This window comes from Agathobaculum sp. NTUH-O15-33 (genome assembly GCF_033193315.1).
Lineage (GTDB): Bacteria > Bacillota > Clostridia > Oscillospirales > Butyricicoccaceae > Agathobaculum > Agathobaculum faecihominis_A.
This window is the reverse complement of sequence record NZ_CP136187.1, coordinates 3,927,854-3,954,506: the sequence shown is the minus strand read 5'-3', so window position 1 is coordinate 3,954,506 and position 26,653 is coordinate 3,927,854. Positions and strand designations below refer to the sequence as shown.

24 protein-coding genes are annotated in these 26,653 nt (G+C 56.5%); 15 read left to right on the top strand and 9 right to left on the bottom strand.

The window, feature by feature from the left end; genetic code table 11:
* Positions 1 to 11: 11 nt before the first annotated feature.
* A complete protein-coding gene (nifU, locus tag RWV98_RS19070; RefSeq protein ID WP_280962194.1) occupies positions 12 to 458 on the top strand; it encodes a Fe-S cluster assembly scaffold protein NifU in 447 nt (148 codons plus the stop codon).
* 117 nt (positions 459 to 575) lie between these two features.
* Here the strand turns inward: nifU and RWV98_RS19065 are convergent, their stop codons facing one another.
* Positions 576 to 1,154: a hypothetical protein gene (locus RWV98_RS19065; protein ID WP_280962193.1), complete on the bottom strand. Its 579-nt coding sequence runs from the start codon at positions 1,152 to 1,154 to the stop codon at positions 576 to 578.
* Between the two features lie 111 nt (positions 1,155 to 1,265).
* Between RWV98_RS19065 and mfd the strand changes: the two genes are divergently transcribed.
* The 5 genes from mfd to cysS all read left to right on the top strand — a co-directional run bounded on the left by mfd (position 1,266) and on the right by cysS (position 11,290).
* Positions 1,266 to 4,748, top strand: coding sequence for a transcription-repair coupling factor (mfd, locus tag RWV98_RS19060; RefSeq protein ID WP_317862861.1), 3,483 nt, complete (start codon positions 1,266 to 1,268; stop codon positions 4,746 to 4,748).
* A gap of 270 nt (positions 4,749 to 5,018) precedes the next feature.
* Complete coding sequence (locus tag RWV98_RS19055; RefSeq protein WP_317862860.1) at positions 5,019 to 6,470, top strand: extracellular solute-binding protein; 1,452 nt, start codon at positions 5,019 to 5,021, stop codon at positions 6,468 to 6,470.
* 36 nt (positions 6,471 to 6,506) lie between these two features.
* Positions 6,507 to 8,699: a sensor domain-containing diguanylate cyclase gene (locus tag RWV98_RS19050; protein WP_317862858.1), complete on the top strand. Its 2,193-nt coding sequence runs from the start codon at positions 6,507 to 6,509 to the stop codon at positions 8,697 to 8,699.
* Positions 8,659 to 9,543 (top strand): EAL domain-containing protein, encoded by an 885-nt coding sequence (locus RWV98_RS19045; RefSeq protein WP_317862856.1) that lies wholly within the window; start codon positions 8,659 to 8,661, stop codon positions 9,541 to 9,543. Before RWV98_RS19050 ends, RWV98_RS19045 begins: the two co-directional genes overlap by 41 nt.
* Before the next feature lie 328 nt (positions 9,544 to 9,871).
* Positions 9,872 to 11,290, top strand: a complete 1,419-nt coding sequence (gene cysS / locus RWV98_RS19040) for a cysteine--tRNA ligase (protein ID WP_280962189.1) — start codon at positions 9,872 to 9,874, stop codon at positions 11,288 to 11,290.
* 59 nt (positions 11,291 to 11,349) lie between these two features.
* On the opposite strand, the gene RWV98_RS19035 is transcribed toward cysS, so the two are convergent.
* The 3 genes from RWV98_RS19035 to RWV98_RS19025 all read right to left on the bottom strand — a co-directional run bounded on the left by RWV98_RS19035 (position 11,350) and on the right by RWV98_RS19025 (position 13,284).
* Positions 11,350 to 12,147, bottom strand: a complete 798-nt coding sequence (locus tag RWV98_RS19035; RefSeq protein ID WP_317862853.1) for a hypothetical protein — start codon at positions 12,145 to 12,147, stop codon at positions 11,350 to 11,352.
* Positions 12,144 to 12,617 carry an RNA polymerase sigma factor gene (locus tag RWV98_RS19030; RefSeq protein WP_280962187.1) on the bottom strand — a complete coding sequence of 158 codons (474 nt, stop codon included), beginning with the start codon at positions 12,615 to 12,617 and terminating at the stop codon, positions 12,144 to 12,146. Before RWV98_RS19030 ends, RWV98_RS19035 begins: the two co-directional genes overlap by 4 nt.
* Positions 12,618 to 12,732: 115 nt before the next feature.
* Entirely contained in the window at positions 12,733 to 13,284 is a 552-nt protein-coding gene (locus RWV98_RS19025) for an inorganic diphosphatase (RefSeq protein ID WP_280962248.1), read from the bottom strand.
* A 270-nt stretch (positions 13,285 to 13,554) separates the two neighbouring features.
* On the opposite strand from RWV98_RS19025, the gene ppk1 reads away from it, so the two are divergent.
* From ppk1 to RWV98_RS18995, 6 genes are all read left to right on the top strand, one after another.
* The gene (gene ppk1, locus RWV98_RS19020) at positions 13,555 to 15,693 is read left to right on the top strand and encodes a polyphosphate kinase 1 (RefSeq protein ID WP_317862851.1); all 2,139 of its coding nucleotides are present in this window, start codon (positions 13,555 to 13,557) and stop codon (positions 15,691 to 15,693) included.
* A 49-nt stretch (positions 15,694 to 15,742) separates the two neighbouring features.
* Positions 15,743 to 16,807 carry a peptide chain release factor 1 gene (prfA, locus tag RWV98_RS19015; RefSeq protein WP_317862849.1) on the top strand — a complete coding sequence of 355 codons (1,065 nt, stop codon included), beginning with the start codon at positions 15,743 to 15,745 and terminating at the stop codon, positions 16,805 to 16,807.
* A 102-nt stretch (positions 16,808 to 16,909) separates the two neighbouring features.
* A complete protein-coding gene (locus tag RWV98_RS19010; RefSeq protein WP_317862847.1) occupies positions 16,910 to 17,935 on the top strand; it encodes an L-threonylcarbamoyladenylate synthase in 1,026 nt (341 codons plus the stop codon).
* A 37-nt stretch (positions 17,936 to 17,972) separates the two neighbouring features.
* Positions 17,973 to 18,569, top strand: coding sequence for a dephospho-CoA kinase (gene coaE, locus RWV98_RS19005; RefSeq protein WP_280962182.1), 597 nt, complete (start codon positions 17,973 to 17,975; stop codon positions 18,567 to 18,569).
* Complete coding sequence (locus RWV98_RS19000) at positions 18,566 to 19,960, top strand: aminopeptidase (protein WP_317862844.1); 1,395 nt, start codon at positions 18,566 to 18,568, stop codon at positions 19,958 to 19,960. The genes coaE and RWV98_RS19000 overlap by 4 nt, the downstream gene beginning before the upstream one ends.
* A gap of 128 nt (positions 19,961 to 20,088) precedes the next feature.
* A complete protein-coding gene (locus tag RWV98_RS18995; protein WP_317862842.1) occupies positions 20,089 to 20,841 on the top strand; it encodes an S-layer homology domain-containing protein in 753 nt (250 codons plus the stop codon).
* A gap of 714 nt (positions 20,842 to 21,555) precedes the next feature.
* Here the strand turns inward: RWV98_RS18995 and RWV98_RS18990 are convergent.
* Positions 21,556 to 21,747, bottom strand: coding sequence for a hypothetical protein (locus RWV98_RS18990; protein ID WP_317862840.1), 192 nt, complete (start codon positions 21,745 to 21,747; stop codon positions 21,556 to 21,558).
* 90 nt (positions 21,748 to 21,837) lie between these two features.
* On the opposite strand from RWV98_RS18990, the gene RWV98_RS18985 reads away from it, so the two are divergent.
* The 3 genes from RWV98_RS18985 (at position 21,838) to RWV98_RS18975 (ending at position 24,216) form a co-directional block, all read left to right on the top strand.
* Positions 21,838 to 22,995, top strand: a complete 1,158-nt coding sequence (locus RWV98_RS18985) for an iron-containing alcohol dehydrogenase (RefSeq protein ID WP_317862838.1) — start codon at positions 21,838 to 21,840, stop codon at positions 22,993 to 22,995.
* A 19-nt stretch (positions 22,996 to 23,014) separates the two neighbouring features.
* Positions 23,015 to 23,926, top strand: a complete 912-nt coding sequence (locus RWV98_RS18980; RefSeq protein ID WP_317862836.1) for an asparaginase — start codon at positions 23,015 to 23,017, stop codon at positions 23,924 to 23,926.
* A 98-nt stretch (positions 23,927 to 24,024) separates the two neighbouring features.
* Positions 24,025 to 24,216: a ferredoxin gene (locus RWV98_RS18975; RefSeq protein ID WP_280961784.1), complete on the top strand. Its 192-nt coding sequence runs from the start codon at positions 24,025 to 24,027 to the stop codon at positions 24,214 to 24,216.
* Positions 24,217 to 24,454: 238 nt separating this feature from the next.
* On the opposite strand, the gene tnpA is transcribed toward RWV98_RS18975, so the two are convergent.
* Genes tnpA through rnhA form a run of 4 tightly spaced genes read right to left on the bottom strand, consistent with a single transcriptional unit; the run spans position 24,455 to position 26,430 of the window.
* Complete coding sequence (tnpA, locus tag RWV98_RS18970) at positions 24,455 to 24,907, bottom strand: IS200/IS605 family transposase (RefSeq protein ID WP_317861216.1); 453 nt, start codon at positions 24,905 to 24,907, stop codon at positions 24,455 to 24,457.
* A 49-nt stretch (positions 24,908 to 24,956) separates the two neighbouring features.
* A complete protein-coding gene (locus tag RWV98_RS18965) occupies positions 24,957 to 25,286 on the bottom strand; it encodes a hypothetical protein (RefSeq protein ID WP_317862834.1) in 330 nt (109 codons plus the stop codon).
* Positions 25,287 to 25,319: 33 nt separating this feature from the next.
* Positions 25,320 to 26,033 (bottom strand): hypothetical protein, encoded by a 714-nt coding sequence (locus RWV98_RS18960; RefSeq protein ID WP_280961752.1) that lies wholly within the window; start codon positions 26,031 to 26,033, stop codon positions 25,320 to 25,322.
* Positions 25,993 to 26,430, bottom strand: a complete 438-nt coding sequence (gene rnhA, locus RWV98_RS18955) for a ribonuclease HI (protein WP_280961751.1) — start codon at positions 26,428 to 26,430, stop codon at positions 25,993 to 25,995. The genes RWV98_RS18960 and rnhA overlap by 41 nt, the downstream gene beginning before the upstream one ends.
* Positions 26,431 to 26,653: the final 223 nt, after the last annotated feature.

Sequence of the window (26,653 nt, the reverse complement as noted above, 5' to 3'; positions counted from 1 at the left end):
GATAGAAAAGTATGCAATACAGCGAAAAGGTACTCGACCATTTCACCAACCCGCGCAACGTGGGTGAAATTGAAAACGCCAACGGTGTGGGCGAGGTCGGCAACGCCAAGTGCGGCGACATCATGAAGATCTACCTCAAGGTATCGGACGACGGCGTGATCGAGGACGTCAAGTTCAAGACCTTCGGCTGCGGCGCGGCAATCGCCACCAGCTCCATGGCGACCGAAATGGTCAAGGGCAAGACGCTTGAGGAAGCGCTGAAGCTGACCAACAAGGCGGTCGCCGAAGCGCTCGACGGCCTGCCGCCGGTCAAAATGCACTGCTCGGTATTGGCCGAGGAAGCGCTTCGCTCCGCGATCGCGGACTACTATAAGCGGCAGGGCAAGGACCCGACCGAGCTGCTCGGCTGCAGCATGGACTGTGCCGCGTGCCACGCGCATGATCATCACGAGCATTAAATCCAAGAAAAATTCATATACCAGTAGGGCAGATTGCAAAATCTGCCCTTTTGGCATGCGCCCATAAAAAAAGACAGGCCGAAGCCTGTCTTTTGCAGCGCGTGGATGGGGGACGGTTTATGCTTGCTTTTCGGTGAAGGTGGTCAACGCGGCCTGTACGGCGCTGACGTTTGCATCATACGCGTCCGCCGTACCGGTCAGGATGCACACGTAGTAGGCCTTATCCGTGCCGAAATAGCTGACAAGCGCCTTGGCCTTCTGGCCGCTCTGCTCCACTTCATAAGCGTCCGACTTGACGCCCTCGATCGCGGGATCGCCGATAACGACCTCCGCGGCGGTCGGGTCTCCAAACGAGCCGAGCGTGGTTTGACGGTACAGATCGATCAGGCCGTCCAAATCTTTGATCGTGGTTTGCGCCTGCTCCATCGGCAGCGCTTGGATCATCACGGTAAAGCTTCGATCGCTGTTGTCCAGCACCAGATGGTACTCATTGCCGCCGTCGGTCGTGGTCCAGCCGCCCTCGATCTCGGGCATGGATACCGAAAATGTACCGCTCGGCGCGTCATAGGCGGTCAGCGCGGCGACGTCCGGCGCGTCCGAAGCGCTGCTTGAGGCGTCGCCGCCGCACGCGGCAAGGCTCAGGGTGAGAAGTGCGGCGGTGAGTGCGGCAGCCAGCCGCTTCATGGTTTTCTGCATAGTTATGATCTCCTTCGTTCCTTTCAATTTCCCAAACGGGCAAACACAGTATAGCATGAATTAGTAAATATTTCAAATTATTTCTTATCGCACAGTAGGGATGGTGAACACATGATCGAAATAACAAAAAGCATATCGGCGCTTGCCGAATACCGCGAGGTCCGCGCGGCGATCAAGGCCGGGCAAACGCCGGTGCTCGCGGTGGGTCTTTCGCCGATCCATAAGGCGCATATCGCGGCGGCCCTTCAGCTCGACCTGAACCGCCCGGTGGCCGTGCTGACCGCGGACGAATCGGGCGCGACACGCATGGCCGCGGATATCGCGGGTTTTGCCGAACGGGACGTGCTTACCGTTTCCTACCGCGACCTCGTGATGGTAAACGTGGCGGGCGTTTCGCGCGGCTATGAGCAAAAACGGATCGCGGCGCTCTGCCGCCTAGCCGATGCGCCGCTGTCGGTGCTCTCCGCGCCGGCTGCGTTGCAGCGCACGCTGCCGCCCGATATCCTGCGCCGCGCAACGCTCACGCTGGAGGCCGGGCAAACCGCGCCTTTGGAAGGCCTGACCGCCCGCCTGACCGAGGCGGGCTACGAGCGCTGCATTCAGGTGGAGGGCACGGGCCAATTCTCCGTGCGCGGCGGTATTTTGGACGTATTCCCGGCAAACGCCGAGCACCCCTTCCGCGTTGAATTTTGGGACGACGAGATCGATTCGATCTCCACCTTCGATGTGGGCAGCCAGCGGCGGTTGGACAACGTTTCCTCTCTTACCTGCCTGCCGCGCATGGAAACGCTGGTGCATCTGGCCCCGGGCGGCGCGAACGGGCTGGCGGACGCGATCGAGCAGCTGCTGAAAACGCGCCGCAAAAAGCACCCCGATCTGGCCGCTCATATCGCGCGGGACGCCGAACGCCTGCGCGAGACCGGCTCGCTGCCCAGCGCGGATAAATATCTGCCGCTTATTTACCCGGAAATGACGACCGCGCTCGATTATCTGCCCGAAAACGCGGTTTTGCTGATTGAGGACACGCCCCGCCTGCATGAAGCCGCGCGGGATTTTGACGCGCGCGTGGGCGACGATATCACGGCCCTTTTGGAACGCGGCGAAATGCCGCCCGACCCCGGCGATTTCACGCTTGATTTCGCGGGTCTGTGCCGTCTGCGCCGCCCCATCGTGCGGCTGGACAGCTTTTTAAACACGGTGCCCGAGCTGGCCCCGGCCGTTCTGCAAAATTTTACGGCCAGCCAAATGAACGCCTACGGCGGCAACCTCGATCTGGCCGCGGCCGATATCGCGGGCTTTATCCAGCAGGGCAAAGCGGTTGCCGTTGTGTGCGGCAGCGAGCTTCGGTGCAAAAACATGCTGGACGCGCTTTCCGGCGCGGGCGTCAAGGCGGCGCTGAGCGATCTGTTGCCCAAGCCCAAGCAAGTCGCTATTTTAGAGGGCACGCTATCCGCCGGCTTTGAATACCCGGAAACCGGCCTTGTCGTCATGACCGAAGGGCAGGTATTGGCCCGCCGCAAAAAGGTGGCGCCCCGTCGCGGGGGCCGCGACAGGGTAAAAAGCTATACCGATTTGACGCCGGGCGACCTTGTCGTGCACGAGCACCACGGCATCGGCCGCTTTGTCGGCATGGAGCGCATGGAGGTGGACGGAGCCGACCGCGATTTTATCAAGATCGCTTTCGCGGGCACGGATTTTCTCTATGTGCCCGCGACCAGCCTAGACCTGATCTCCAAATATATCGGCGGCGGCGATTCCGAGCGCACCCGGCTGAACAAGCTGGGCGGCGCGGATTGGTCGCGCGCCAAGGCGCGGGCCAAGGCCGCCGCCAAGGAACTGGCCGAGGGGCTGATCCAGCTATACGCCGCGCGCGCCAAGCTAAAGGGGTTCTCCTTCCCGCCGGACGACGAGTGGCAGCGCGAATTTGAGGACGCCTTCCCCTACGAGGAGACCGAGGACCAGCTGCGCTGCATCGCGGAGATTAAAAGCGATATGGAATCCGACCGGCCGATGGACCGCCTGCTCTGCGGCGACGTTGGCTTTGGCAAGACCGAGGTCGCGCTGCGCGCGGTGATGAAGTGCATCCTCGCGGGCAAGCAGGCCGCTATCTTGGTGCCGACCACCGTACTGGCCCGCCAGCATTTTCTGACCGCTTTGCAGCGCTTTCAGGGGCATCCGATCACCATCGAACTGCTGACGCGGTATAAAACGACCTCCGAACAGAAAAAGATTCTGCAAAAGCTGGAAGCCGGTTCGATCGATCTGGTCATCGGCACGCATAAGCTGTTCCGCAAGGATCTGAAATTCAAAGACCTTGGCCTGCTGGTTGTGGATGAGGAGCAGCGCTTCGGCGTGAGCCATAAGGAAACGCTCAAGGAAATGTCCAAGCAGGTGGACGTGCTGACGCTTTCGGCCACGCCCATTCCGCGCACGCTCAATATGGCGCTTTCCGGCATCCGCGATATGTCGGCCATCGAAGAGCCGCCTTTAAACCGCCACCCCGTGCAAACCTTTGTTTTGGAACAGAACGAAGGCGTGCTGTTGGACGCGATGCGCCGCGAGCTTTCGCGCGGCGGGCAGGTGTACTATCTGCACAACCATGTTGAATCCATCGCGCGGTGCGCGCTGCGCCTAAAGCAGCACCTGCCGGACGCCGAGGTCGGTATCGTGCACGGCAAAATGACGCAAAAGGAAATTGCCTCGGCCATGAACGCCATGGCGGACGGCGAGACCGACATCCTTGTCTGCACCACGATCATCGAGACCGGCATCGACATTCCCAACGCCAACACGCTGATCATTGAAAACGCGGACGCCATGGGTCTGGCGCAGCTGCACCAGATCCGCGGCCGCGTCGGCCGTTCCAGCCGCCACGCCTATGCCTACCTGACTTACCGGCGCGGCAAGGCCCTCAGCGAGATCGCGCAGAAACGCCTTTCCGCCATTCGCGAATACGCGGCCTTTGGCTCGGGCTTCAAGATCGCCATGCGCGATCTGGAGATACGCGGCGCGGGCAACGTACTGGGGCCGGAGCAATCGGGCCACATGATGAGCGTGGGCTACGATCTGTACCTCAAGCTGCTGGAAGAAGCCGTGACCGAGGAAAAGGGCGAGACCCCGCGCGCCCGCGTCGACTGCGCGGCGGAGCTGCTGCTTTCGGCAAACCTTCCCGCGGACTATGTGCCGGACGCGGGCCAGCGTGTCGACCTGTACCGCCGCATCGCGCTTATCCGCACCGAGGAACAGAAGAGCGACATGCTGGACGAAATGATCGACCGCTTTGGCGAGCCGCCGGAGCAAGCGGTCGCGCTGCTCGATATCGCGCTATTGCGCGCCAAGGCTTCGGAGCAGGGCATTTCCGAGATCAAGCAGGCGGACGGACGGCTGCTCATGACCTTTGCGGACGCGGATTTCCGCCGCCTGTCCGCCCTGTGCGGCGATAAGACCTACCGCGGGCGGCTGCTGCTCAACGCGGGGTCGACCCCCTATGTCTCCCTGCGTCTGGAAAAGGGCGAGGTGCCGATCGAAATGGCGGGCGAGCTGGTCGAACGCTATGCCGAAACAGTCGAGAAAGCCGTTTCCATACACACCTGATAACCAAAATCACGTGGAAAGATTTGCCCACCACCCATGAGCATGTTATAATGATAAGGTATCATCTAGAATTGGAGAACCCCCGCGCCGGAGCGCGCCATTAAATGGGGAATTGAAGCAAAGCTTCAATTTGACGAAAAACCGGCGGAGAAGCGTGCCTGAAAGGCGCGCGCCGAAGCCGGAATGCTCGATCGAAATGGGGCTTTGTTTCGATCGAAAAATATCATCATCGATTCTTAAGGCCATCGGTGATTCTTGAGGAGGAAGGGTATGACTCATCGTTTTAAAATACGGGCTTTGGCCGCGCTCCTTTGCGCGGGGCTGCTGCTGAGCGGCTGCGGCAAGGACAAGGTTAAAACCGCGCGGCTCGATCCGAACAATCCGGTCACCGTTACCGTGTGGCACTATTATAACGGCACCCAACAGGAAGCGTTCGACCAGCTGGTGACGGAATTCAACCATACCGAAGGGCTCGACCAAGGCATTATCGTCGAAGCGTCCAGCCTTGGTTCCGTTGTCGATCTGCAAACGAGCGTGCTGGATTCCGCCAATAAAAAGGTGGGTGCCGCCGAAATGCCCAATATTTTCGCGGCCTACGCCGATACCGCCTACGCGGTGGACGGCCTTGGCCTCGCGGCCGACCTGAACCCCTATTTTACCAAGGATGAGCTGAACGAATATGTGGACGGCTACATCGAGGAAGGGCGTTTCAGCACCGACGACAGCCTGAAGATTTTTCCGATTGCAAAATCCACGGAAATTTTCATGCTCAACAAGACCGATTGGGACGCGTTCGCCAAGGCCACCGGCGCCGAACTGAGCCAGTGCGAGACCATCGAGGGCGTGACCGAGCTGGCGGAGCAGTATTACAACTGGACCGACAGCCAGACCGAAAAACCGGACGACGGCAAGGCCTTTTTCGGCCGCGACGCGATCGCCAACTACTTCCTGATCGGCGCGGAACAGCTCGGCATGGAGCTCTTCGCGCAGAAGGACGGCAAGCCCGCCCTGCATTTTGACGAAGACATCGTGCGCAAGCTGTGGGATAACTACTACGTGCCGTTTGTGCGCGGCTATTTCGCAGCAAACGGACGCTTCCGCTCGGACGACGTCAAGACCGGCAAGGTCATTTCGTTTGTGGGTTCGTCCTCCGGCGCGACCTTTTTCCCCAGCAGCGTCATCATAGACGACGATCACCAGTATCCGATCGAGGTAGAGGTGCTCCCCGCGCCGCAGTTCGAGGGCGGACAGCCCACCGCGGTGCAGCAGGGCGCGGGCATGGTCGTCACGCAGGCGGAGGAGAGCGAGGAATACGCCTCCGTCCTTTTCCTCAAGTGGTTTACCGATAAACAGCGAAACAGTAAATTTTCGATCGAATCCGGCTATTTGCCGGTCAAAAAGGAAGCAAACGACATCGAATACATACGCGAACAGGGTGCGACAAGCGACGGCGATATCGTCGACCGCATCGTATCGGTCGCGATCGACACGGTAAACGGAAATAAGCTATATACCCCCAAGGCATTTGCAAACGGCACCGAAGCGCGCAATGTACTGGAATACGCCATAACGGACGCCGCCGCGGCCGATGCCGCCGAGGTGCAAAAGCTGGTGGACGCGGGCACGCCGCGCGCGCAGGCCGCCGCCCGCTTTACCACGGATGAACGCTTTGAAGAATGGTATCAGGCCACCAAAACCGAGCTGGAAGCGTTGGTGCAATAACGTATTTCCCCGGGAAAGACAGGTGAGACAGCTCCCATGAACAACCATAAACAGCGTGTCCGGCGCAGCGGCTCGATTGTGCAAAAGCTGTTTCGCCCGCTCAGTATCCTGTTGCTCGTCCTGATCGTCGCCATGGTAAGCGTGCTTTTCTTTGGGGGCGTGCTGCGCCAGCTTGACCAAAACGCGCTCGATATTTTGGGCGAGCAGGTCAAAAACCGCAAGGGATATCTGGAAAATGAAATGGTCTCCGGCTGGACCGATCTGGGCCTTACCATTGATTCCATCAACGGCAAGGTGGAGCAGCTGCGGGACGGCAAGCAGATAGACCTTGCCCATATCGGCACGGATGAAGCCAGCTATAACGTCATGCTCGGCGCGGTAGCGGATGATCTGATCAGCGTGATCCGCAAAAACTCGGTCACGGGCGCTTTTCTGATTTTAAACACAGACGACCTTTCGGAGGACGACGTACAGGACAAATGCGGCCTGTATCTGCGCGATCTGGACCCCGTGTCGAGCGCTTCGGACGATAACCGCGACCTGCTGCTCAAGCGCGCGCCGACCGCGCTGGTGGACAAGCTCGGTATCGCGACGGACAGCGATTGGCGAACAAAATTCACCTTTGAGCAGCAAAATAAATATGACGATCTGTTTTACCTGCCCTACCGCACCGCCGTTTCCCACCCGGAGCTTGGCTGGTCCGATCTTGGCTATTGGAGCGAAGCCTACCGCCTGCCGGACGACAGCCGTTCCGCGATCTCCTATTCGGTCCCGCTTCGCCTTGCGGACGGTACCCTGTACGGGGTCGTCGGCATCGAGCTGACGCTCGACTATTTGAGCAAGGTCATCCCCAACCGCGAACTGCTGGACGGTTCCAACGGCTCTTATCTGCTGGCCGTGACCGAGGACGGCGAGCATTTCCGCACAGTGTTTGCAAGCGGCCCCTACCAGTCGCAAGGCGTCAACGGCGCGGCGGCCGCGCTCACGCTTTACGGCGAAAGCAAAAACAACACGTTCCGTGTGGAAAGCGATTCGGAAAAGCTTTACGCGGCCGTGCAGTACTTATCCCTTTATAACTCCAACGCGCCGTTTTCCGGCACGCGCTGGGCCTTGATCGGCATAGCGGACAGCCACCATATTTTCCAGTTTTCCCGTTCGGTGCAGCGCACCGTGCTGTCTCTCGGCGTGATCCTGCTCGTTTTGGGCCTTTCCGTGGTCTGCGTGGTCAGCTATGCGATCTCCGAACCCGTCACCACGCTGACGCGCGATCTGGAACGCGCGGCGAAGGATAAGCCCCTTCGCTTTCAAAAGACCCATATCAAGGAGATCGACCTGCTGACCAGCAAGATCGAGTCGCTCAGCGACGATGTGTTTGAAACCTCGCTGAAATTCACCAAGATCCTTGAAATGGCCAGTATCCGCATCGGCGGGTTTGAGATCAACAAAAAGACCGGCGCGCTTTTCGTGACGGATGATTTCTTCATGGTGTTCGGCCTGCCGAACATCGACGCGCACACGTTTTCCGTCAACGAATTTGGAGATAAGCTCGATTCGCTGCGCGATTATGTCGAGCAGCACGAAACCTTGTCGGACGGCGCCACGGAAAGCGTTTTCTGTATGCCGGGCACGCCGCGCAGCGTGTATGTGCGCCTGCGCTGCATTGAATCGGAGGAACGCGTCATCGGTCTGGCCGAGGATATCACCGCCGCCACGCTGGAACGGCAAAAGGTGGAGCATGAACGCGACCACGATTTGCTGACCGGGCTGCTCAGCCGCCGCGCGTTCCACCGCGTCATGAACGATTTGTTCACATTCCATCCGGAATCGCTCGGCATCGCCGCGCTTTTGATGGTCGATCTGGACAATCTCAAGTTCATCAACGATACCTACGGCCACGATTACGGCGATAAGTACATCCGCTGTCTGGCGGACAGCCTAATCCATTCCGCGCCGCCCGGCACGCTGGTCTGCCGCCAGTCGGGCGATGAAATGTTCGTTTTCTTCTACGGCTATGATTCCGAGCAAAAGATCCGCAACCTCATCCGCGCGCTCAAGCAAAACCTGAATACGCAGAGCGTGCCCTTGCCGGACGGCGGTAAATTTCCGATCAGCGCGTCGGGCGGCATCGCCTTGATATCCGCGCAACACGACCGACTTTACCGAGCTGGTGCGATATGCCGACTTTGCCATGTACGAGGTAAAACGCAACGGCAAGGGCGACCTTTATGATTTCGACATGCTTTCCTACCGCTCGGCCACCCGGCTGCAGAAGTGCCGGGAGGAATTCAACCTGCTGCTTGGCGGCGATCATTTGATTTATTACTGGCAGCCGATTATCAGCACCCGCACCGGCGATATCTTTGCGTATGAAGCGCTGATGCGCTCCGACCTTGAAACGCTGAAAATGCCCAAGGACATTTTGGAGATCGCGCAGCAGGAAAGCCAGCTCAACCGCATTGAATCCATGACGCTGTTCAGCGCCATGGGCAGCTTTGTTTCGCACTGTGAAAACGGGCGCATCGCGCCGGGCGTGCGCGCCTTTATCAACTCCATCCCCAACCAACTGCTCACGCAGGAGGATTCCGAGCAGTTTGAAACGCGCTTTGCCGATTATCTGCCCCGCTTTGTGGTGGAGATCACGGAAAACGAGCGCGTGCGCGAGGGCGTGTTGGAGGAAAAGCGCCGCTGGAACCGGCGCTGGAACGCCGCCTTTGCGCTGGATGATTACGGCAGCGGATACAACAGCGAATATGTGCTGCTGACGCTCGCGCCAGAATACGTCAAGATCGATATGTCGCTTGTGCGCGATATCGATATCGACCGCGATAAACAAAAAATCGTCGGCAACCTGATCTCCTACGCCAGTGAGCGCGGCATCCGCCTGGTGGCGGAGGGCGTGGAAACGAAGGCCGAGCTGGAAACGGTCATCCGCATGGGCGTGGATTATGTGCAGGGCTATTTTCTTGCGCGCCCGGCGTTCGAGCCGCCCTTGGTGCCGGAGGAGCTCGTGCGGCTCGTCCGTTCAATCAGCGCGCAAAGCGGCCTGCCTAATAACGGCAATGGGCCCACTTGACTTTGCGCTTCGCGCTTGCTATACTGGTTTCACAATAAAAAATAGCGTATCGTTGCGAAGAAGGGAAAGAGTACCCGTTTTCGCCCGCTTCAGAGAGGGGCCGTCTTGCTGCAAAGGCCCTGCGGGGGAACGGCGAACGTGCGTCCCCGAGCATCGGGGGCAATGCCCCGCGGGTCTCGCCCGTTACAGCGGGCAAAAAGCGAGAAACTGGGAGTGGAACCGCGGAAAACGGATGTTTGCCGCCTCTTAAGGGAAACCTTGAGAGGCGGCATGTTTATTAAACTGTAAAAATTGATATAAAATAAAGAATCAAGTAAGGAGAACCGCTATGAAACTATTCAATACCCTGACGCGCCAAAAGGAGGAGTTTGTGCCGCTTACCCCGGGCGAGGTTAAAATGTACTCCTGCGGCCCGACGGTGTACAACTATTTCCATGTCGGCAACGCCAGACCGTTCATTGTGTTCGATATCCTGCGCCGCTATTTTGAATACCGCGGCTACAAGGTGGATTTTGTGCAGAATTTTACCGATATCGACGACAAGGTCATCAATAAGGCCAATGAGGAAGGCGTTGATTTCAACACCATCGCGGAGCGGTATATCAAGGAATACTACGTGGACGCGGAGGGCCTCGGCATTGGCCGCGCGACCTACCACCCGCGCGCGACCGAGACCATGGACGCGATCATCGACATCGTACAGAAACTGCTGGATAACGGCCACGCCTATCTGGCCGATAACGGCGATGTATACTTCCGCGTGAAATCCGATCCCGGCTACGGCAAGCTGTGCCACCAGCCGATGGAGGACTTACAGGCCGGCGCGCGTATCTCGGTTGGCGAAACCAAGGAAGACCCCATGGATTTCGCGGTCTGGAAGGCCGCCAAGCCCGGCGAGCCCGCGTGGGACACGCCGTGGGGCTCCAAGGGCCGTCCGGGCTGGCATATCGAATGCTCGGCCATGGCGACCAAGTACCTCGGCCCGACGATCGACATCCACTCCGGCGGGCTTGACCTGATCTTCCCGCACCATGAAAACGAGATTGCCCAGTCCGAATGCGCCAACGGCTGCGATTTTGCGCGCTACTGGCTGCACAACGGCTTCCTGACCATCGATAATGAGAAAATGTCCAAATCCAAGGGCAACTTCTTTATGGTGCGCGACGCCGCGAAGGAATTTGGCTATGAGACCATCCGCATGTTCATGCTTTCCGCCCACTACCGTACGCCGCTGAACTATTCGGTCGATTCGCTGAATATGAACAAGGCCTCGCTCGCCCGCCTGTACGAAGCGCGGAATAATTTGGAGTTCCGCATCCAAAAAGCCGCCGGAGACGCCATGACCGCCGATGAAACCGAAAAGCTGACCGCGCTTTCCGCCTACAAGCAAAAGTTTATCGATGCGATGGACGACGACCTGAACACGGCCGACGCGCTTTCCGCCGTATTTGAACTCACGCGCGAGATCAACGCCTACACGGGCGCGCATCAGGACGCCACCCGCGCGTTTTTGCAGGCCGCGCACGCCCTGTTTATGGAGCTGACCGGCGTACTGAACATTGCGCAAAAGCGCGAGGACGCCGCCGCCGACCCGGACGCGGAGAAGATCGAAGCGCTGATCGCCGCGCGCGCGGAAGCAAAGAAAAATAAGGATTTTGCCGAAGCCGACCGCATCCGCGGCGAACTGTCCGATATGGGCGTTACCATTAAGGACACCCGCCAAGGCACGCAGTGGACGAGAGAATAATATAGAAAAGCGCCTATTGCTTATTGGAAGCAATAGGCGCTTTTTTTGTTATCACGTGCTTATTCCACGAGTCCAATCTCGCGCAGCATTTGCTCGGCCGCCGCCGGGTCGGCTTTGGCCGGGTCCAGCGGGATCGTGAACAGGGCGTGCGGGCCCTTGATATCATTTGTGAACGAAATGGTCCCGTCCTCATGCATTTGAAATTCCTTGTTGGAGGGCGCATCACCCTCATATGCGGCCAGATACACGGTGTGGTCGGCAAAAACCTCCAGATTTGCGCAGTCAAACAGATAATACGCCACGCCGTCCTTTGTAAAGGACGCGGCGGAGCCGCCCAGCGTCCATGCGTTGACCTGCCACGGCAAATAGCCCGAGACCAGCGGCGTGAATACCGTGTTTAGATTATTTGCAGGATCGCCCATCGCCGTGCCGTCCGTACGCGCGATCGAGGCTACCACATACGTGCGCTCCTCGTCCACCTCCTGTGCATAATCTGATAGGCCCGCGCCGCTCACCATGCCGGCAAGCGTAAAGGTATATCCCTCTGATTGCACGCTTTGGTCGATCCGGGTCGCGCCCACGCTATCAAATGCCGATTGCAGTGTGGAATCGGACAGCTCCCCCGCTACCTGATTCGGACTGAGCAGCGTCGCCGCCGCCGCTGCCGAAACGATTAGGGCGGCCGCCGCCGCGGTGGCCGCGATGGTATGCTTTAAAGAACGTCTGGTTTTCATCAATTCGATCTCCTTTTCCGTTCGCCCGCCTGTCACACGTGTGAGCTTCTCAATGGTTTCCTTACGAAAGTCCTCCCTCAGCTCTGTGGCGTTCAGGGCGGCGCGGTATTTTTCGCGGTTCATTCGAAGTCCTCCTTTATGATTTCTTTCAGTCTGGCCCGGCCTCGTGCCAAGCGGGACCCCACGGTTGATGCAGGCAGTCTCAATAATTTCGCTATTTCCTTAATGGAATAGCCTTCGTAATAGTACAGATGGATGACAGCGCTGTATTTGCCGGGCAAGGTGCGCACAGCGGAAAGAAGCTGGGCTTCGTCTTCCCGGGCCGGCAGTTCAAGCTGGTCGATCGGAACGGTGGCTTTGGCCGCCGCGCGGCGAAAATCGCAGGCGCGGTTCATCGTCGCACGGATCAGCCATGCCTTTTCATGCTCCTCATCGCGGAACTTGGGAAGCGTTGTCATCAGCTTGATCAGAACTTCTTGCACAACGTCCTCCGCATCCGTGGGTGAAAGCCGCGTAAGGGCCAGCTTATGCAGCATACGGCTATACCGGTCGACGATGCGGCAAATGTATTCATTGGTACCAGACGAACACACATGCTCAACTCCTTTCACCTACAACACGTTTGACAGGCCCGATATTTCCCACGCAATCCAAAAAAATTTTGCAAACAAAGAACCTATCGCCTTTTTACAAGCGATAGGCTCTTTTTCAGTCTCTTTCCGGGCGCTTGCCGCAAAAATGCACCTGATAGCGCTCAAGGCAATCCTCGATCACCTTGACCGCGTCGTCGCGGGGCAGCGCGTCCGAGGTGGTGGTCTGCTTGTGCTCCAGACCCTTGTACACCTCGAAAAAGTGCGCGATCTCGTTGGCGTAATGGGGCGGCAGCTGATCGATATCATGATAATAGTTCCAGTTTGGGTCCTCACAGGGGATGGCGATGATCTTATCGTCCACCTCGTCGGAATCGATCATGCGAATGACCCCGATTGGGTAACAGGTCACTTCGATCAGCGGATCGAGCGTTTCCGAACAGAGCACCAGCACATCGAGCGGATCGCCGTCGTCCGCGTAGGTGCGGGGAATAAAGCCGTAATTGGCAGGATAATGGGTCGAGGTATAGAGGATACGGTCGAGCCGCAGCAGCCCGGTTTCCTTATCCAGCTCATACTTCTTTTTGCTGTATGCGGGGATCTCGATGACGGCCACGAATTTATCGGGCGTCACATAGCGGGGATCGATGTCGTGCCAAATGTTTCGCATGCGTTTCATTCCCTTCTTCTTTCTCTGGTAAGCCTAGTTTAGCAGATTCTAACTGCCGCCGCAATAGAGCTGGCAAAAAGGTTTTTCCGTTCTTTTTACAAAAAACTCATTGTTACCATGGAGAAATGCGATATAATATCCGTAAGACAGCTATTATGATGGCGTATAAAATTTTACAACCAGCGGCGCCCAATGGGCTGATGGGACCTTTTTTTTTCTCAGCCGCTGTGGTATAATAAAGATATACCGCTGCATAGAGGGGGATCAGACATGCCGGATGTGATATGGGATCAGGGCTTCACGCAGAACCGCGAGCTCTCTTGGCTGCAGTTCAACGCGCGCGTACTCGCCGAGGCGGAAGATGAGACCGTGCCGCTGCTTGAGCGGGTCAAATTTCTTGCGATTTTCACCAGCAATCTGGATGAATTTTTTATGATCCGCGTCGGCAGCCTATGCGACATGGCCGCTGTGGACAAAAACGGGATCGATAATAAATCCGGTATGACCGCCAAGGAGCAGCTACGCCGTATTTACGCCGCCGTACCCCCGCTGTACGAACGGCGCGACCGCGCGTTTGCCGACGTTGAGACACGTTTGCGGGACGAAGGGCTGGAACGCCTTGATATCGCCGACCTTGCGCCGCACGAGCAGAAGTTTATCAAGCAGTACTTTAAAAATGTGGTCGCGCCCGTTCTGTCCCCGCAGATCGTTGACGGGCACCATCCCTTCCCCCATCTGGAAGGCAAGGTGCTGCATATCGGCGCGCTGCTCAGCCGTAAAAAGAACGAGGTGCTTGGCCTGCTGCCCGTGCCCGCCTCGCTGCCCACGCTGGTGTTTATGCCGGACAGCAAGACCCGTTACGTGCCGATCGAAGCTATTTTGCTTGAATACGCCGGCCATGTGTTTGAAATGTACGATGTGCTGGAAAAAACCGTGTTCTGCGTCACCCGCAACGCCGATATCAACCCGGACGACGAAGCCTTTGAATACGAAACGGATTTTCGCAAAAAAATGGAGAAGCTGCTGCGCCAGCGCCGCCGCCTTGCGGTGGTCCGGGTCGAGATTTCACGTCCCATCAGCGACCATTTTACCGAGTATTTCCGCCGCCGGTTGGATGTGACGGATAACCAGATCTTCATTTCGCGCACCGCGCCGCTGAAAATGGATTATGCCGATACGCTGGGTGACTGCCTGTCCTCCACGCGCCGCGCCGCCCTGTCCGATCCGCCGTTTTCGCCCCAGCAGCCCGCCATGCTGCCCGCGGGCCAAAGCCTTTTAAAGCAGGCGCTCCGGCGCGATATCCTGCTTTCCTATCCCTATGAATCGATGGAGCCGTTTTTGCAGATGATCCGCGAGGCCGCGAACGATCCCGCCGTTGTTTCCATCCGCATTACGATCTACCGCATCGCGCGCAAGGCAAAGCTGGTCGAATACCTGTGCGCCGCCGCTGAAAACGGCAAGGACGTGACCGCGCTGATCGAGCTGCGCGCCCGGTTTGACGAACAAAACAATATCGACTGGTCCGAGCGCTTGGAGGAAGCCGGCTGCAAAATCATCTATGGCTTTGAGGATTACAAGGTACACTCTAAAATATGCCTGATCACCCGGCGCGAAAAAGGCGGGGTCCGTTATATCACGCAGGTCGGCACGGGCAACTACAACGAAAAAACCGCGACGCTCTATACCGATGTGTCCCTCGTCACCTCGTCCGAATCCATCGGCGTGGATGCGAACACGTTTTTCAACAATATGGCGCTCGGCAATCTGGAAGGGCGGTATGACCGCCTGCTTGTCGCGCCGAACGGCTTTAAACCGCGCATTCTGGGGCTGATCGACGAACAGATCGCGCGCGGCGGCGACGGCTATATTCTCTTAAAGTTCAATTCGCTGACCGATATCGACATCATCGCCAAGCTGCGGGAAGCCTCGTGCGCGGGCGTAACCGTGGAAATGATCGTGCGCGGCATCTGCTGTCTGCTGCCCGGCGTGCCCGGCAAGACCGACCGCATCACCGTGACCAGCATCGTGGGCCGTTATTTGGAGCATTCGCGCATCTTTGTATTCGGCCGCGACGACGCGGAGAAAATGTATATTTCCTCCGCCGATTTGATGACCCGCAACACCGAGCGCCGCGTCGAAATCGCCTGCCCCATCGATTCGCCCGAGGTACGCGCCCGTCTGCACGGCGTTCTGCGCGCCATGCGCGAGGACACCGTCAAGGCCCGCCTGCTCCAGCCGGACGGCAGCTATATCAAAAAGCCCGCTACTTCCCTTGGTCCGACGAGCGCGCAGGTCCAACTCATGCGTGAAGCCATGGAAAACGCGCACAACCAGCCCGAACGAAGCGCACCCGAACCCACCGGATGGCGTAAATTCTTCAATAAGCTGCTGGGCAAGGTGGAGGAGTAAACGCTTCCCCTCCGGCGGCTCATATCCCCTTTTTAGAGAGGAAAAAACCATGTTTGAAAAAATAGAAGCCCTTGCGGCGCGACTCGACGAGCTCGAGGCGCGCCTTTCCGCGCCTGACCTGTACGACGACCCGGCGCGGGCCGCGAAGCTCCTCAAGGAACGCGGCGATCTGGAACCCATCGTGACCGCGTACCGAAAATATCAGGCCGCGCACACAGCCATAGAGGAAGCGACCGAGCTGCTGAACGACCCCGATATGAGGGAGCTGGCTCAGGAAGAACTGGCTACCGCGAAAAATGACGTGGCCCTGCTGGAAAACGAGCTGAAACTGCTGTTATTGCCGCGCGACCCGAACGATGAAAAGAATATTTTCGTTGAGATCCGCGGCGGCGCGGGCGGTGAGGAATCCGCCCTGTTCGCGGGCGACCTGTACCGTATGTACACCATGTACGCGGCGCGGCGCGGCTGGGAAACCGAGATCATGAGCGCGAACGAGACCGAGCTTGGCGGCTATAAGGAGATCATTTTCCGGGTCGCGGGTGAAAAAGTCTATTCGCGGCTGAAATTTGAATCCGGCGTGCACCGTGTGCAGCGCGTGCCCGAAACCGAAAGCCAAGGCCGCGTGCACACCTCCACCACGACGGTGGCCGTGCTGCCCGAAGCCGAAGAGGTGGACTTTTATCTCGATCCGGGCGATCTGCGCGTCGATACCTTCCGTTCCAGCGGCGCGGGCGGCCAGCATATCAATAAAACAAGCTCGGCCATCCGCATCACCCACATCCCGACCAACACCGTGGTCGAATGTCAGGATGAGCGCAGCCAGCATAAAAACCGGGACAAGGCCATGCGTGTGCTCCGTTCCCGGCTGTATGAAGCCGAGGTGGAAAAGCAAAACGCCGCCATCGCGGCTGACCGCAAAAGTCAGGTCGGCACGGGCGACCGGTCCGAGCGTATCCGTACCTATAATTTCCCGGAGAATCGCGTGAGCGATCACCGCATTAAGCTGACGCTTTATAAGCTCGATCAGTTTTTGAACGGCGACATGGACGAGGTGCTGGACGCGCTGATTGCCGCCGACACCGCCGAAAAGCTGCGCGCGCAGGGCGAGGGATAAAGGGAAAACAAGAGCAAGACAAGAGCGCCAAGACAAAGGGGGCGGTTCTCCACTTAATCCGCATTATCACCCCATTAATTATAATTTGGAAGTGTAAATTCAATGAAAACCGTTATACTTTCCCCACAATCCGATAAAACCGCAATGCAAACCGCCGCTACTCTGATAAAAGCGGGCGAAGTGGTGGGTATGCCCACGGAAACGGTGTATGGACTGGCGGCAAACGCGCTGAATGGCGCGGCAGTGGAAAAAATCTTCCGCGCCAAAGGCCGGCCGCAGGATAATCCGCTGATCGTCCATATCGCGGATTTTCAGCAGATCTACGATCTGTGCCCCCATGTGCCTGATAGCGCGGCCCGTTTGGCGGAGGCCTTTTGGCCCGGCCCGCTGACCATGATCGTGCCCAAGGGGGATTGTATCCCGAACGAGGTCTCCTGCGGGCTGGACACGGTGGGTATCCGCCTGCCCTCGCACCCAATGGCGCGCGAATTGATCCGCGCGGCGGGCGTTCCGCTGGCCGCGCCCAGCGCCAATACCTCGGGGCGGCCCTCCACCACAACGGCGGAGCATGTTTTGAACGATATGGACGGAAAGATTGCCGCCATTTTGGACGGCGGCGCTTGCGGCGTCGGCGTGGAATCGACCGTTGTTTCGCTCGCGGGAGAAAAGCCGCGCTTGCTCCGTCCGGGCGGCATAACGCTTGAACAGTTGGAGACCGTGCTGGGCGAAGTGGAAGTGGACCGCGCGCTTTACGAAAAAATAAGCGATGATACGCGCGTTTCCGCGCCGGGCATGAAATACCGTCATTACGCGCCCAAAGCGCCTGTGACCGCTGTGCGCGGCGCGCCGGCGGAAAGCGCCGCCTATATTCTCGCGCATGCGGCGCGGGCGGACGGCGTATTATGCTTTGACGAATGCGCGGCCGCATTTGCAGGACTTTTCGTTGTTTCCTTCGGCCGGTCGGACGATCTGCCCACGCAGGCGCGCGAGGTTTTTGACGCGCTGCGTGCGTTTGATGAAACCGATGTACATACGATCTGGGCACAGTGCCCATCGGACGAGGGCTTGGGACTCGCGGTTTCCAACCGCATCAAAAAAGCCGCCGGCTTCCATATCATCGAGCTTTAAATTTTTGTTCCGCATATCCCTAAAAGGACTGGTTACAATGAAAATAATAGGCTTAACAGGCGGAAGCGGTACGGGAAAGGGCACGGTTGCCGGTCTGCTCTGCGAGCTGGGCGCCGCCTCGGTGGACGCGGACGCGGTTTATCGCCGTCTGTGTGAATCGGATACCGCCATGCTGGACGCGCTGCAATCCGCCTTTGGCGATATTTTGTTGCCAAACGGCGCGCTCGACCGCCCCGCTCTCGCGCGTATCGTCTTTGCCGACCCGGATCAGTTGGCGCTGCTCAACGATATCACCACGCCCTATATCCGCGCCGCTTCGATCCAAGCGCTGGAGTCCTTTTCAGACCATCCCATTGTGCTGTACGACGCGCCGACCCTGTTTGAGACCGGCGCGGAAGTACTGTGCGAGCGCGTGATCGGTGTGATCGCAGGGCGGGAAACCCGCGTGGAACGCATCATGGCGCGCGACGGATTATCCGAAACAGCCGCCCGCGCCCGCATCGACGCCCAGCCGGATGATGCATATTACCGCGCGCGCTGCGACTATCTGATCGATAACAGCGGCGATCTGGAAAACCTGCGCCGCCAAACAAAGCAGCTATACGACACCTTACTAAAGGAGAATGCAATATGAAAGCAGAAGACCTGTTCTACGACAAAAAAGCCGGTTTTGACCGCCTGACCCGAAGCGACAAGACCGCCATGCAGACCTATGCCGAGGGTTACAAAGCCTTTTTGGACGAAGGCAAAACCGAACGCGACGCTGTGACGGAGCTTGTCCGCATGGCGGAAAGCAAGGGCTTTCGCGCCTATACGCGCGGCGAAGCCGTTGCCGCGGGCGACCGCCTGTACCGCGTCAACCGCAATAAGGGCGTAACGCTTGCCGTAATCGGCAAAAAGAGCCTAAAGGACGGCGTGCGGCTGACTGCCGCGCATTTGGACGCGCCCCGGGTCGATATCCGCACCGTGCCGCTCTATGAAGACAGCGGCATGGCCTATTTCAAAACCCATTATTACGGCGGCATCAAAAAGTACCAGTGGACCGCCATCCCGCTGGAGCTGCGCGGCGTTGTCTGCGTTTGCCACAATGGCCGCGTCAAAACGGTCAATATCCGCGTCGGCAGCGGGCCGAACGATCCGAAATTCGTCATTACCGATCTGCTGCCCCATCTTGCCAGCGAGCAAATGGCCAAAAAAGCCACCGAGATCGTTAAGGGCGAGGGGATGAACATTCTGATCGGCTCTGTCCCGTCCGAAACCGAGGATGAAAAGGTGACCGAAAAGGTAAAGCTCGCGGTGATGGAGCATTTGAACCATGAATACGGCATGACGGAAGCCGATTTCCTTTCGGCGGAGCTGTGCTGTGTACCCGCCTTCCAAGCCTGCGATATCGGTTTCGACCGTTCGTTCATCGGCGCTTACGGTCATGACGACCGCGTTTGCTCCTATACGGCTGCGACCGCGCTGCTCGATCTCAAGGGCACGCCCGCGCACACCTGCGTCGCGCTGCTGGTGGATAAAGAAGAAACCGGCTCGGACGGCGTAACGGGCATGCAGTCCCGCGCGTTTGACACCTTTATGGCTGATCTTTGCCGTGCGCAAGAGGTATTGCCCGAGGAATGCTATGAAAACTCTATCTGCCTTTCGGCGGATGTGTGCAACGCCTTCGATCCGAATTTCCCGGAAGTTTCGGAAAAACGGAACGACGCGCGCGCCAACTGCGGCTTCGCGCTGGTAAAATACACGGGCGCGCGCGGTAAATCCGGCACATCGGATGCGACGGCCGAGCTGATGGCCCGTATCCGCTGCATTTTTGATAAGTCCGATATCATCTGGCAGACCGGCCAGCTTGGCCGCGTCGATCAGGGCGGCGGCGGCACGGTCGCCATGTATCTGGCCAACCGCAACATCGATACGGTGGACGCAGGCGTGCCCGTTCTCTCCATGCACGCGCCGTTTGAGCTGATCGCCAAGCTGGACCTTTATATGGCATATAAGGGCTTTGGAGCGTTTTATAAGGATTAAAGTCTGCTTTTTATGTGATAAACTGATATTTCTGTACGGTCTACTCGTCAGCAAGGCTGAAAAAGAGTATAATGGTGTCGAAGTATGGGGGAACTTATTCCCTCTGACAAAAAAGGAGATCGATACCGATGAAAAAAAGAATTCTTGCCGCCGGCCTGTCCGCTGTCATGGCATTGTCCATGGGCGCCACCGCGCTTGCCGCCGATGACCAGATGGACATTGCGCCCAACCAAACCGCGCCCGTTTCTTCCGGCGTTCCGGATGATGTGGCTGATACCGCATGGTACAAGGCGGCGGTAGACTATGTGCTGAAATACAATCTGATTGATCTGTCCGCCGCTATGGGCGGCAAGGTCAACTTTGAACCCGAGGTTGCCATTACCCGTGAGGAAGTTGCGGAAACAATCTTCCGCGACGCGAAACTGCGCAACGTGAGCGACGTGGAGAACGCGGGCAACGCGCTGAAAGAAATGGCGGATTACAATGAGATCAGCGCACCCTTCCTGCAGGGCGTTTCCTTCTGCTATTATTCCGATATTATGAAGGGCGACGAGCAGCACAAGATCAACCCGAACGCAAATATTACCCGGGAAGAGCTGGCCGCTGTGTTAGAGCGTTACTATCAGTATCTGGTGCCGACCTCGGCGGACGCATCCTCCGGCATGGCGATAGAAGAGTTTACGGACGCCGCTTCGATCAGCAAGTTTGCGGTAGAGCCCGTGCGCTTCTGCATTGCGAACGATCTGCTGCGCGGCAACGCGAACGGCTCCTTTAACCCCAAGGGCAACGTGACCCGCGCGGAAATGGCGCAGATCGCGTTTAATATGGAACAGCGCTTTGTGGCCAAAGCCTACGAAGGCCTGAAACTGATTACCAAGTAAATCAAAAAGGGAGCCTAACGGCTCCCTTTTTTAGCTTTAAACACAAAATTAAAGGCCCCACCATCCGGCAGGGCCCTTAAGTATTCTGATTTTCCATTTGGTTCCTTTTCTTTTTGGTTGGATGGAATTTTTATCACCTATCGTTTACGGGAATCGCCCGACTGCGGTTCGTTTGTTGACGGAAACGATTGACTGACATCGCTTGTATCCGCACGGGGGATTCTATATCAATTTTTTGCTGCGTTTACTTCTCGGCGGGTCGATTCTGTTCCCGTATTGCCCGGATCACTTTCAGGAAGCGTTGATATCGTCGCTGCGTTCTTCTCTGATCCGCTTATGCTTCGCCATACTCATCAGTATGCCCATCGGCCATTGGGCGAGCACTATTTTTGGCTTTACAGGTATATCGTTAAGATGTTTTCGCCGACGCAAGCACTCAAATTGCTTTTGCTGAAATTTTCGGATTTCTGTGCGTGACCTGCAATAGTGGCTTTCTTTTTGTTCGTGTATGACTGCGGAATGGAAACTTCACGAGATGAGGATAACTTCCTCGAAGGATGCCGCTTTTACTTGAATCCTAGAAAACACGCAGGCTTTTTTGCACATCCGATTTTTTCTGGAACTCGCTTATTGCTAATCACCTTTACTCTTTCGGTTACAGCGTCGCGGCGAGTCCCGCAAACTGATAGGGTTCAAACTCCGTTACCATTGGACTCACCCCTTTCTCATTAAGCGGTACAAAGTTTTTTCTTGGGTTTCGCCTTTGCCAAAGCCCCTGCTTTGGTATGGTGTTTGCCCTTCCTTTGTTGTGACATAATAATAACACCGGAAAACACCTTCGTCAAGCGCTTTTCCCGCTTTTTTCGCCTTAAAAAGTACCAAAAAACAATTCCAATATTCATCCATTTACCTATTTTCATTTCTGTTTCATAGTGATATAATAGGTATGTTGAGGGGTTTTTTGGAGACCCCCCATTTTTTTACAGGAGGTGTAAAATGGATAACTTTAAATTTTATATGCCCACCCGTATCTTCTTCGGCCCCGGCTCGGTGAAAAAGCTTTCGCGCGCCAAGCTGCCGGAAGGCAAAGGCCTGATTATTACGGGCGGAACTTCCACCACCCGCCTTGGCTATGTCGGCAAGGTGGCCGAAGCGCTGCGAGAGGGCGGACACGATACACTGGTCTATAATAAGGTGCAGCCCAACCCCACGATTGAGGGCGTGCGCGAATGCGCCAAGCTCTGCCGCGAGGAAAACTGCTCCTTCATCGTCGGTCTGGGCGGCGGTTCCTCGATCGATACGGCAAAAGCCGTTTCCATCATGGCCACCAACGAGGGCGATTGGTGGGATTATATCGTGGGCGGCACCGGCAAGGGCCAAAAAATCAAGAACGACGGCCTGCCCGTAATCGCCGTGACGACGACCGCCGGCACAGGCACGGAAGCCGACCCGTTCACCGTCATTTCCAACGGCGAACAGAAGATCGGCGGCGGAACGGATAAGACCTTCCCGTTCCTTTCGATCGTAGATCCCGACTTTATGATGACGGTGCCCCCACACCTGACCGCCTATCAGGGCTTTGACGCGCTGTTCCACGCATGCGAGGGCTATATCGCCACCTGCGCCAACCCCATCAGCGAAATGTTTTCTCTGCGCGCGGTGGAGCTGATCGGCGCTTCGCTGCCCACCGCCGTGCATGACGGAGGCGATAAGCCAGCGCGCGGCAACGTGGCGCTGGCCAACACGCTGGCGGGTTTTGTTGAATCGCTCTCTTCCTGCACGGGCGAGCATGCGATTGAGCACGCGCTTTCCGCGTTTCATCCAGAATTGCCGCATGGCGCGGGCCTTATCGTGATTTCCAAGGCTTACTGGAAGCATTTCTTCCAGTCCAGCGGCGACAAGCTCGTCGCGCTCGCACGCGCGCTCGGCAAAACGGACGCGTCCGAGCCGCAGCATTTTATCGACGCTTTGGGCGATCTGATGAAAAACTGCGAAGTGGCCCATCTGCGTATGTCGGGCTACGGCATCGTGCCGGAGGATTTCGGCAAGATCGCCGACAACGCGCGCGATACCATGGGCGGCCTGTTCCGCCTTGATCCCGCGCCGCTTTCCCGAGAGGATATCATCGATATCCTAAGAGAAAGCTATCAATAAAATAAGAAGGTCCTAACCGATGAAACACATTTTAATGGTCGCTACCGGCGGCACCATCGCCTGCCGGCAGACCGGCCGCGGTCTCGCCCCCTCTCTCACCGGAGAAGAACTGCTTGAAATGCTGCCCGAGATCGGCAAAATATGCAAGGTCGTTGTGGAGAACCCGCTTACGATCGATTCCACCGATATGTGCGCGGAAGACCGCATGAAAATAGCCACCTGTATTTGGCAGAACTACGACCGGTACGACGGCTTTGTCGTTACACACGGCACGGATACTCTGTCCTATACTTCCGCCCTATTGTACCACGTGCTGCGCAACCTGAACAAGCCCGTAATCCTGACCGGCGCGCAGAAGCCCATGGGAGGCGACCCGGATTCCGACGCGGAGCGCAATCTGCTGGACGCCTTCCGCGTGGCCTGCTCGGGCTGGACGGGCGTCGCCGCCGTGCTGCACGGCCGGATCATCCGGGGCAACCATGTGGTTAAAATGCACTCCACCGCGGTGGACGCGTTCCGTTCCGTCGGCGCACCGCTCGCCGGCACGGTGGACGAGGAAGGCAACGTACGGTTAAGCATCGTTCCGCTGCTTGGCGGCGAGCCGTATTTTGTCGATCAGGTCGATCCGCACATCGTACTGATGAAGCTGGTGCCCGATCTCGATCCCTCTATTTTCGATTTTCTTGCGCGCTATCCCAAGGTTATCATCGAAGGCTTTGGTTCGGGCGGTATCCCGCAGCGTCTGGAAAAGGTGGTGCAAAAGCTTATCATGAGCGGCACCAAGGTCTATTTGACCAGCCAGTGTATCGAAGGAGAGACCAATTTGCATAAATACGAGGTCGGCCGCCGGGCGGAAGCCATGGGCGCGATCTCCCTTGGGCACCGCACCACGGTGGACGCGGTCGCCGCCATTATGTGCGGCGAAATTTAACAATCCAAAGAAAAAGCGTCCGGAAAAATCCGGGCGCTTTTTTGTTATAAAACGTCTTCCTTTCGCGCATACTTTTGGTAAGAAAGGAGTTGTTTTAGATGGAAGTTAAAATCGATCGCGACGGCTGCATTTCCTGCGGCCTGTGCGAGGGTACTTGCCCCGAGGTGTTCCGCATTGCGGACGATGGTCTTGCCGAGGTTTATCACCAGCCGGACGACGACGCGCAGAAGGCTGGCGCGCAGGAGGCCGCCGGTGGCTGCCCTGTTTCGGTCATTCATACCGAGGGCTGATCTCTGTATCATCTGCCTAAAAATATTTCACTTTCTTTGTCTATACAAGACAAAAGGAAAGCCCGCCGATCAGGCGGGCTTTTCTTCAGCTTGTCGAAAAAGTCCTCGCGCCGCAGCGCGCAATAAAGTCATGACCACCCCAAAGCGGGGTGGCATGAACAAGCCCTATAAGGGCATAAAAAAAAGCCAGCGCCTAAAAGACGCTGGCTTTCACTTCGTTCAAGCCCTGATGGTAAGACTACTTACTACCCTTGAAAGGGTCAACATATTCTTTCTTACTTAAGCTATCTTCGATTTGATCCTGCTTATCTTGCTCCCTGATATATTTTTGAATCGTGGCCGTATTGATTCCTACCGTGCTCACATAATATCCAGTCGCCCAGAAATTACGACTGCCGAATTTATATTTTAAATTCCCATGCCGCTCGAATATCATCATCGCACTTTTCCCTTTTAAATATCCCATAAACTGCGAGATACTGTATTTCGGCGGCACGCTTACGAGTAAATGAATATGGTCAGGCATCATATGCCCTTCGATGATTTCCACACCCTTCCACTTGCACAAATCCTTTATAATTTGCTGTATATCTTTTCGCAGCTGCTTATAGATTATTTTCCTTCGATATTTCGGTGTGAATACGATGTGATACTTGCATACCCATTTTGTATGTGCTAAACTGTTTGCCATAAAGGTCTTCCTTTCTGTTTCTTTGGTGGCTTGAACACTCACCATTTTATCAGTTTGGAAGTCCTTTTTTGTTTAAACTTGAATCCCACCCGCATTGCGGGCGGTTCTTACCGTATTTGCTCTGCAAATACGCCACCGCTAAAGCACTAATTGAAAATTGAAGCTTTGCTTCAATTTGACCAAAAACCGGGAGCATGTAACTCGGTTTGCTCTCATTTAATCGCCGCACGGCGGCGGAAAATGGATAGAGGCCTATGGGCTGAACAAACCGGCGGCGAAGTGTGCCCAAAGGGCGCGCGTCAGAGCCGGAATTCTCGATCGAAATGGGGCTTTGTTTCGATCGAAGGATGTCGAAAAACTCATTTTTCGACATCCTCAAGGAAAGCCCGCCGATTAGGCGGGCTTTCCTTTTTTATAAGTTATCCACATTCTGTTGATAATAAGATTCAAACAGACGCATCATCAGGCCGACATGACGTTGCTCACCCATGTGCCGCAGATACTTCCAGCAAGAAATACCGGTGATCAGCCCGCCGATCGTGCAAACGATGATATCCTGCATCGTATCGCCGACGCCGGTCGTTGCAACCTGCTGTGGATCCGGACCGGTGAAGGAAACGATATATTCCCATATCTCCCAAAGCACCGCGCTCATCATGGAAAACATCCAAGTATAAAGGGCAGCGTTAAAGGCGTCCGCCTTTTCGCGCCGGTGTCCGGGTTTCATGGAAAAATAAACGACCGTGCCCAATACTGCGAATAAGAAACCGGATAAAAAGTGCAGGATTTTATCCCAAATCGGGATCAGCTCATAGCCGCCGAACAAACTGGCAAAGGATACGGCCGCCAGAACGAACAAATCAAAAATAATTTCCAGCAAATAGACCGGGCGCAAATGGAACACACGATACAGCAACAGCGGTACGGCGGGCAGCAAAAACGCGGCCGCCACCAAAAGAATATTATAGATCGCGGCATCGCGTTTTAAGGCAAAAATGCCCGCGCAGATCGTGAACACATAATAAAAGATTAGCGTGCCGGTTCTTACACGGCGCAGGCCTTTCTGTTCCGTATCGTCCGCCCCCTTATTTGTATTTTTGGTACTCCCCCACGGCCAATTCGTCACAGCGGTTATTATAGGGATTGTCCGCATGACCCTTGACCCAATGGAACTTTACCTGATGTTTGTCCAATAAATCAAGAAGCCTTCCCCACAGCTCCGGATTTTTCGCGGGTTTTTTATCTCCCTTAACCCACCCTTTGGCGCGCCAGCTTTTGGCCCAGCCCTTGGTAATGCCGTCCACCACATATTTGCTGTCCGAATAAAGATCGACGATGCACGGCTCGGATAGCGCCTCCAGCGCGGTGATCACGCCGAGCAGCTCCATGCGGTTATTGGTGGTCATGGGTTCGGAACCGGACAGCTCTTTTTCAAATTTTCCGTATTGCATAACCGCGCCCCAGCCGCCCGGTCCCGGGTTGCCCGAACAAGCGCCGTCCGTATAGATCGTCACGTTTTTCATAGTATCTCCCAAATGTTTTTTTCTTATTATAGCATAATTGGGTGAAGAAAAAAATGCTAAAAGCTTTTTTACATCCGATTAAGTGTATTTTCAACAAAAATTAAAAATTTAGACTATAATGTAGGTGAATGAGGAGGTATAAATTATGGATAGCATCTGTAAGGACTGCAAATATTTTCGCCAACACTATATTAAATCGAGGAAAAATTATAAAGAGATTTTT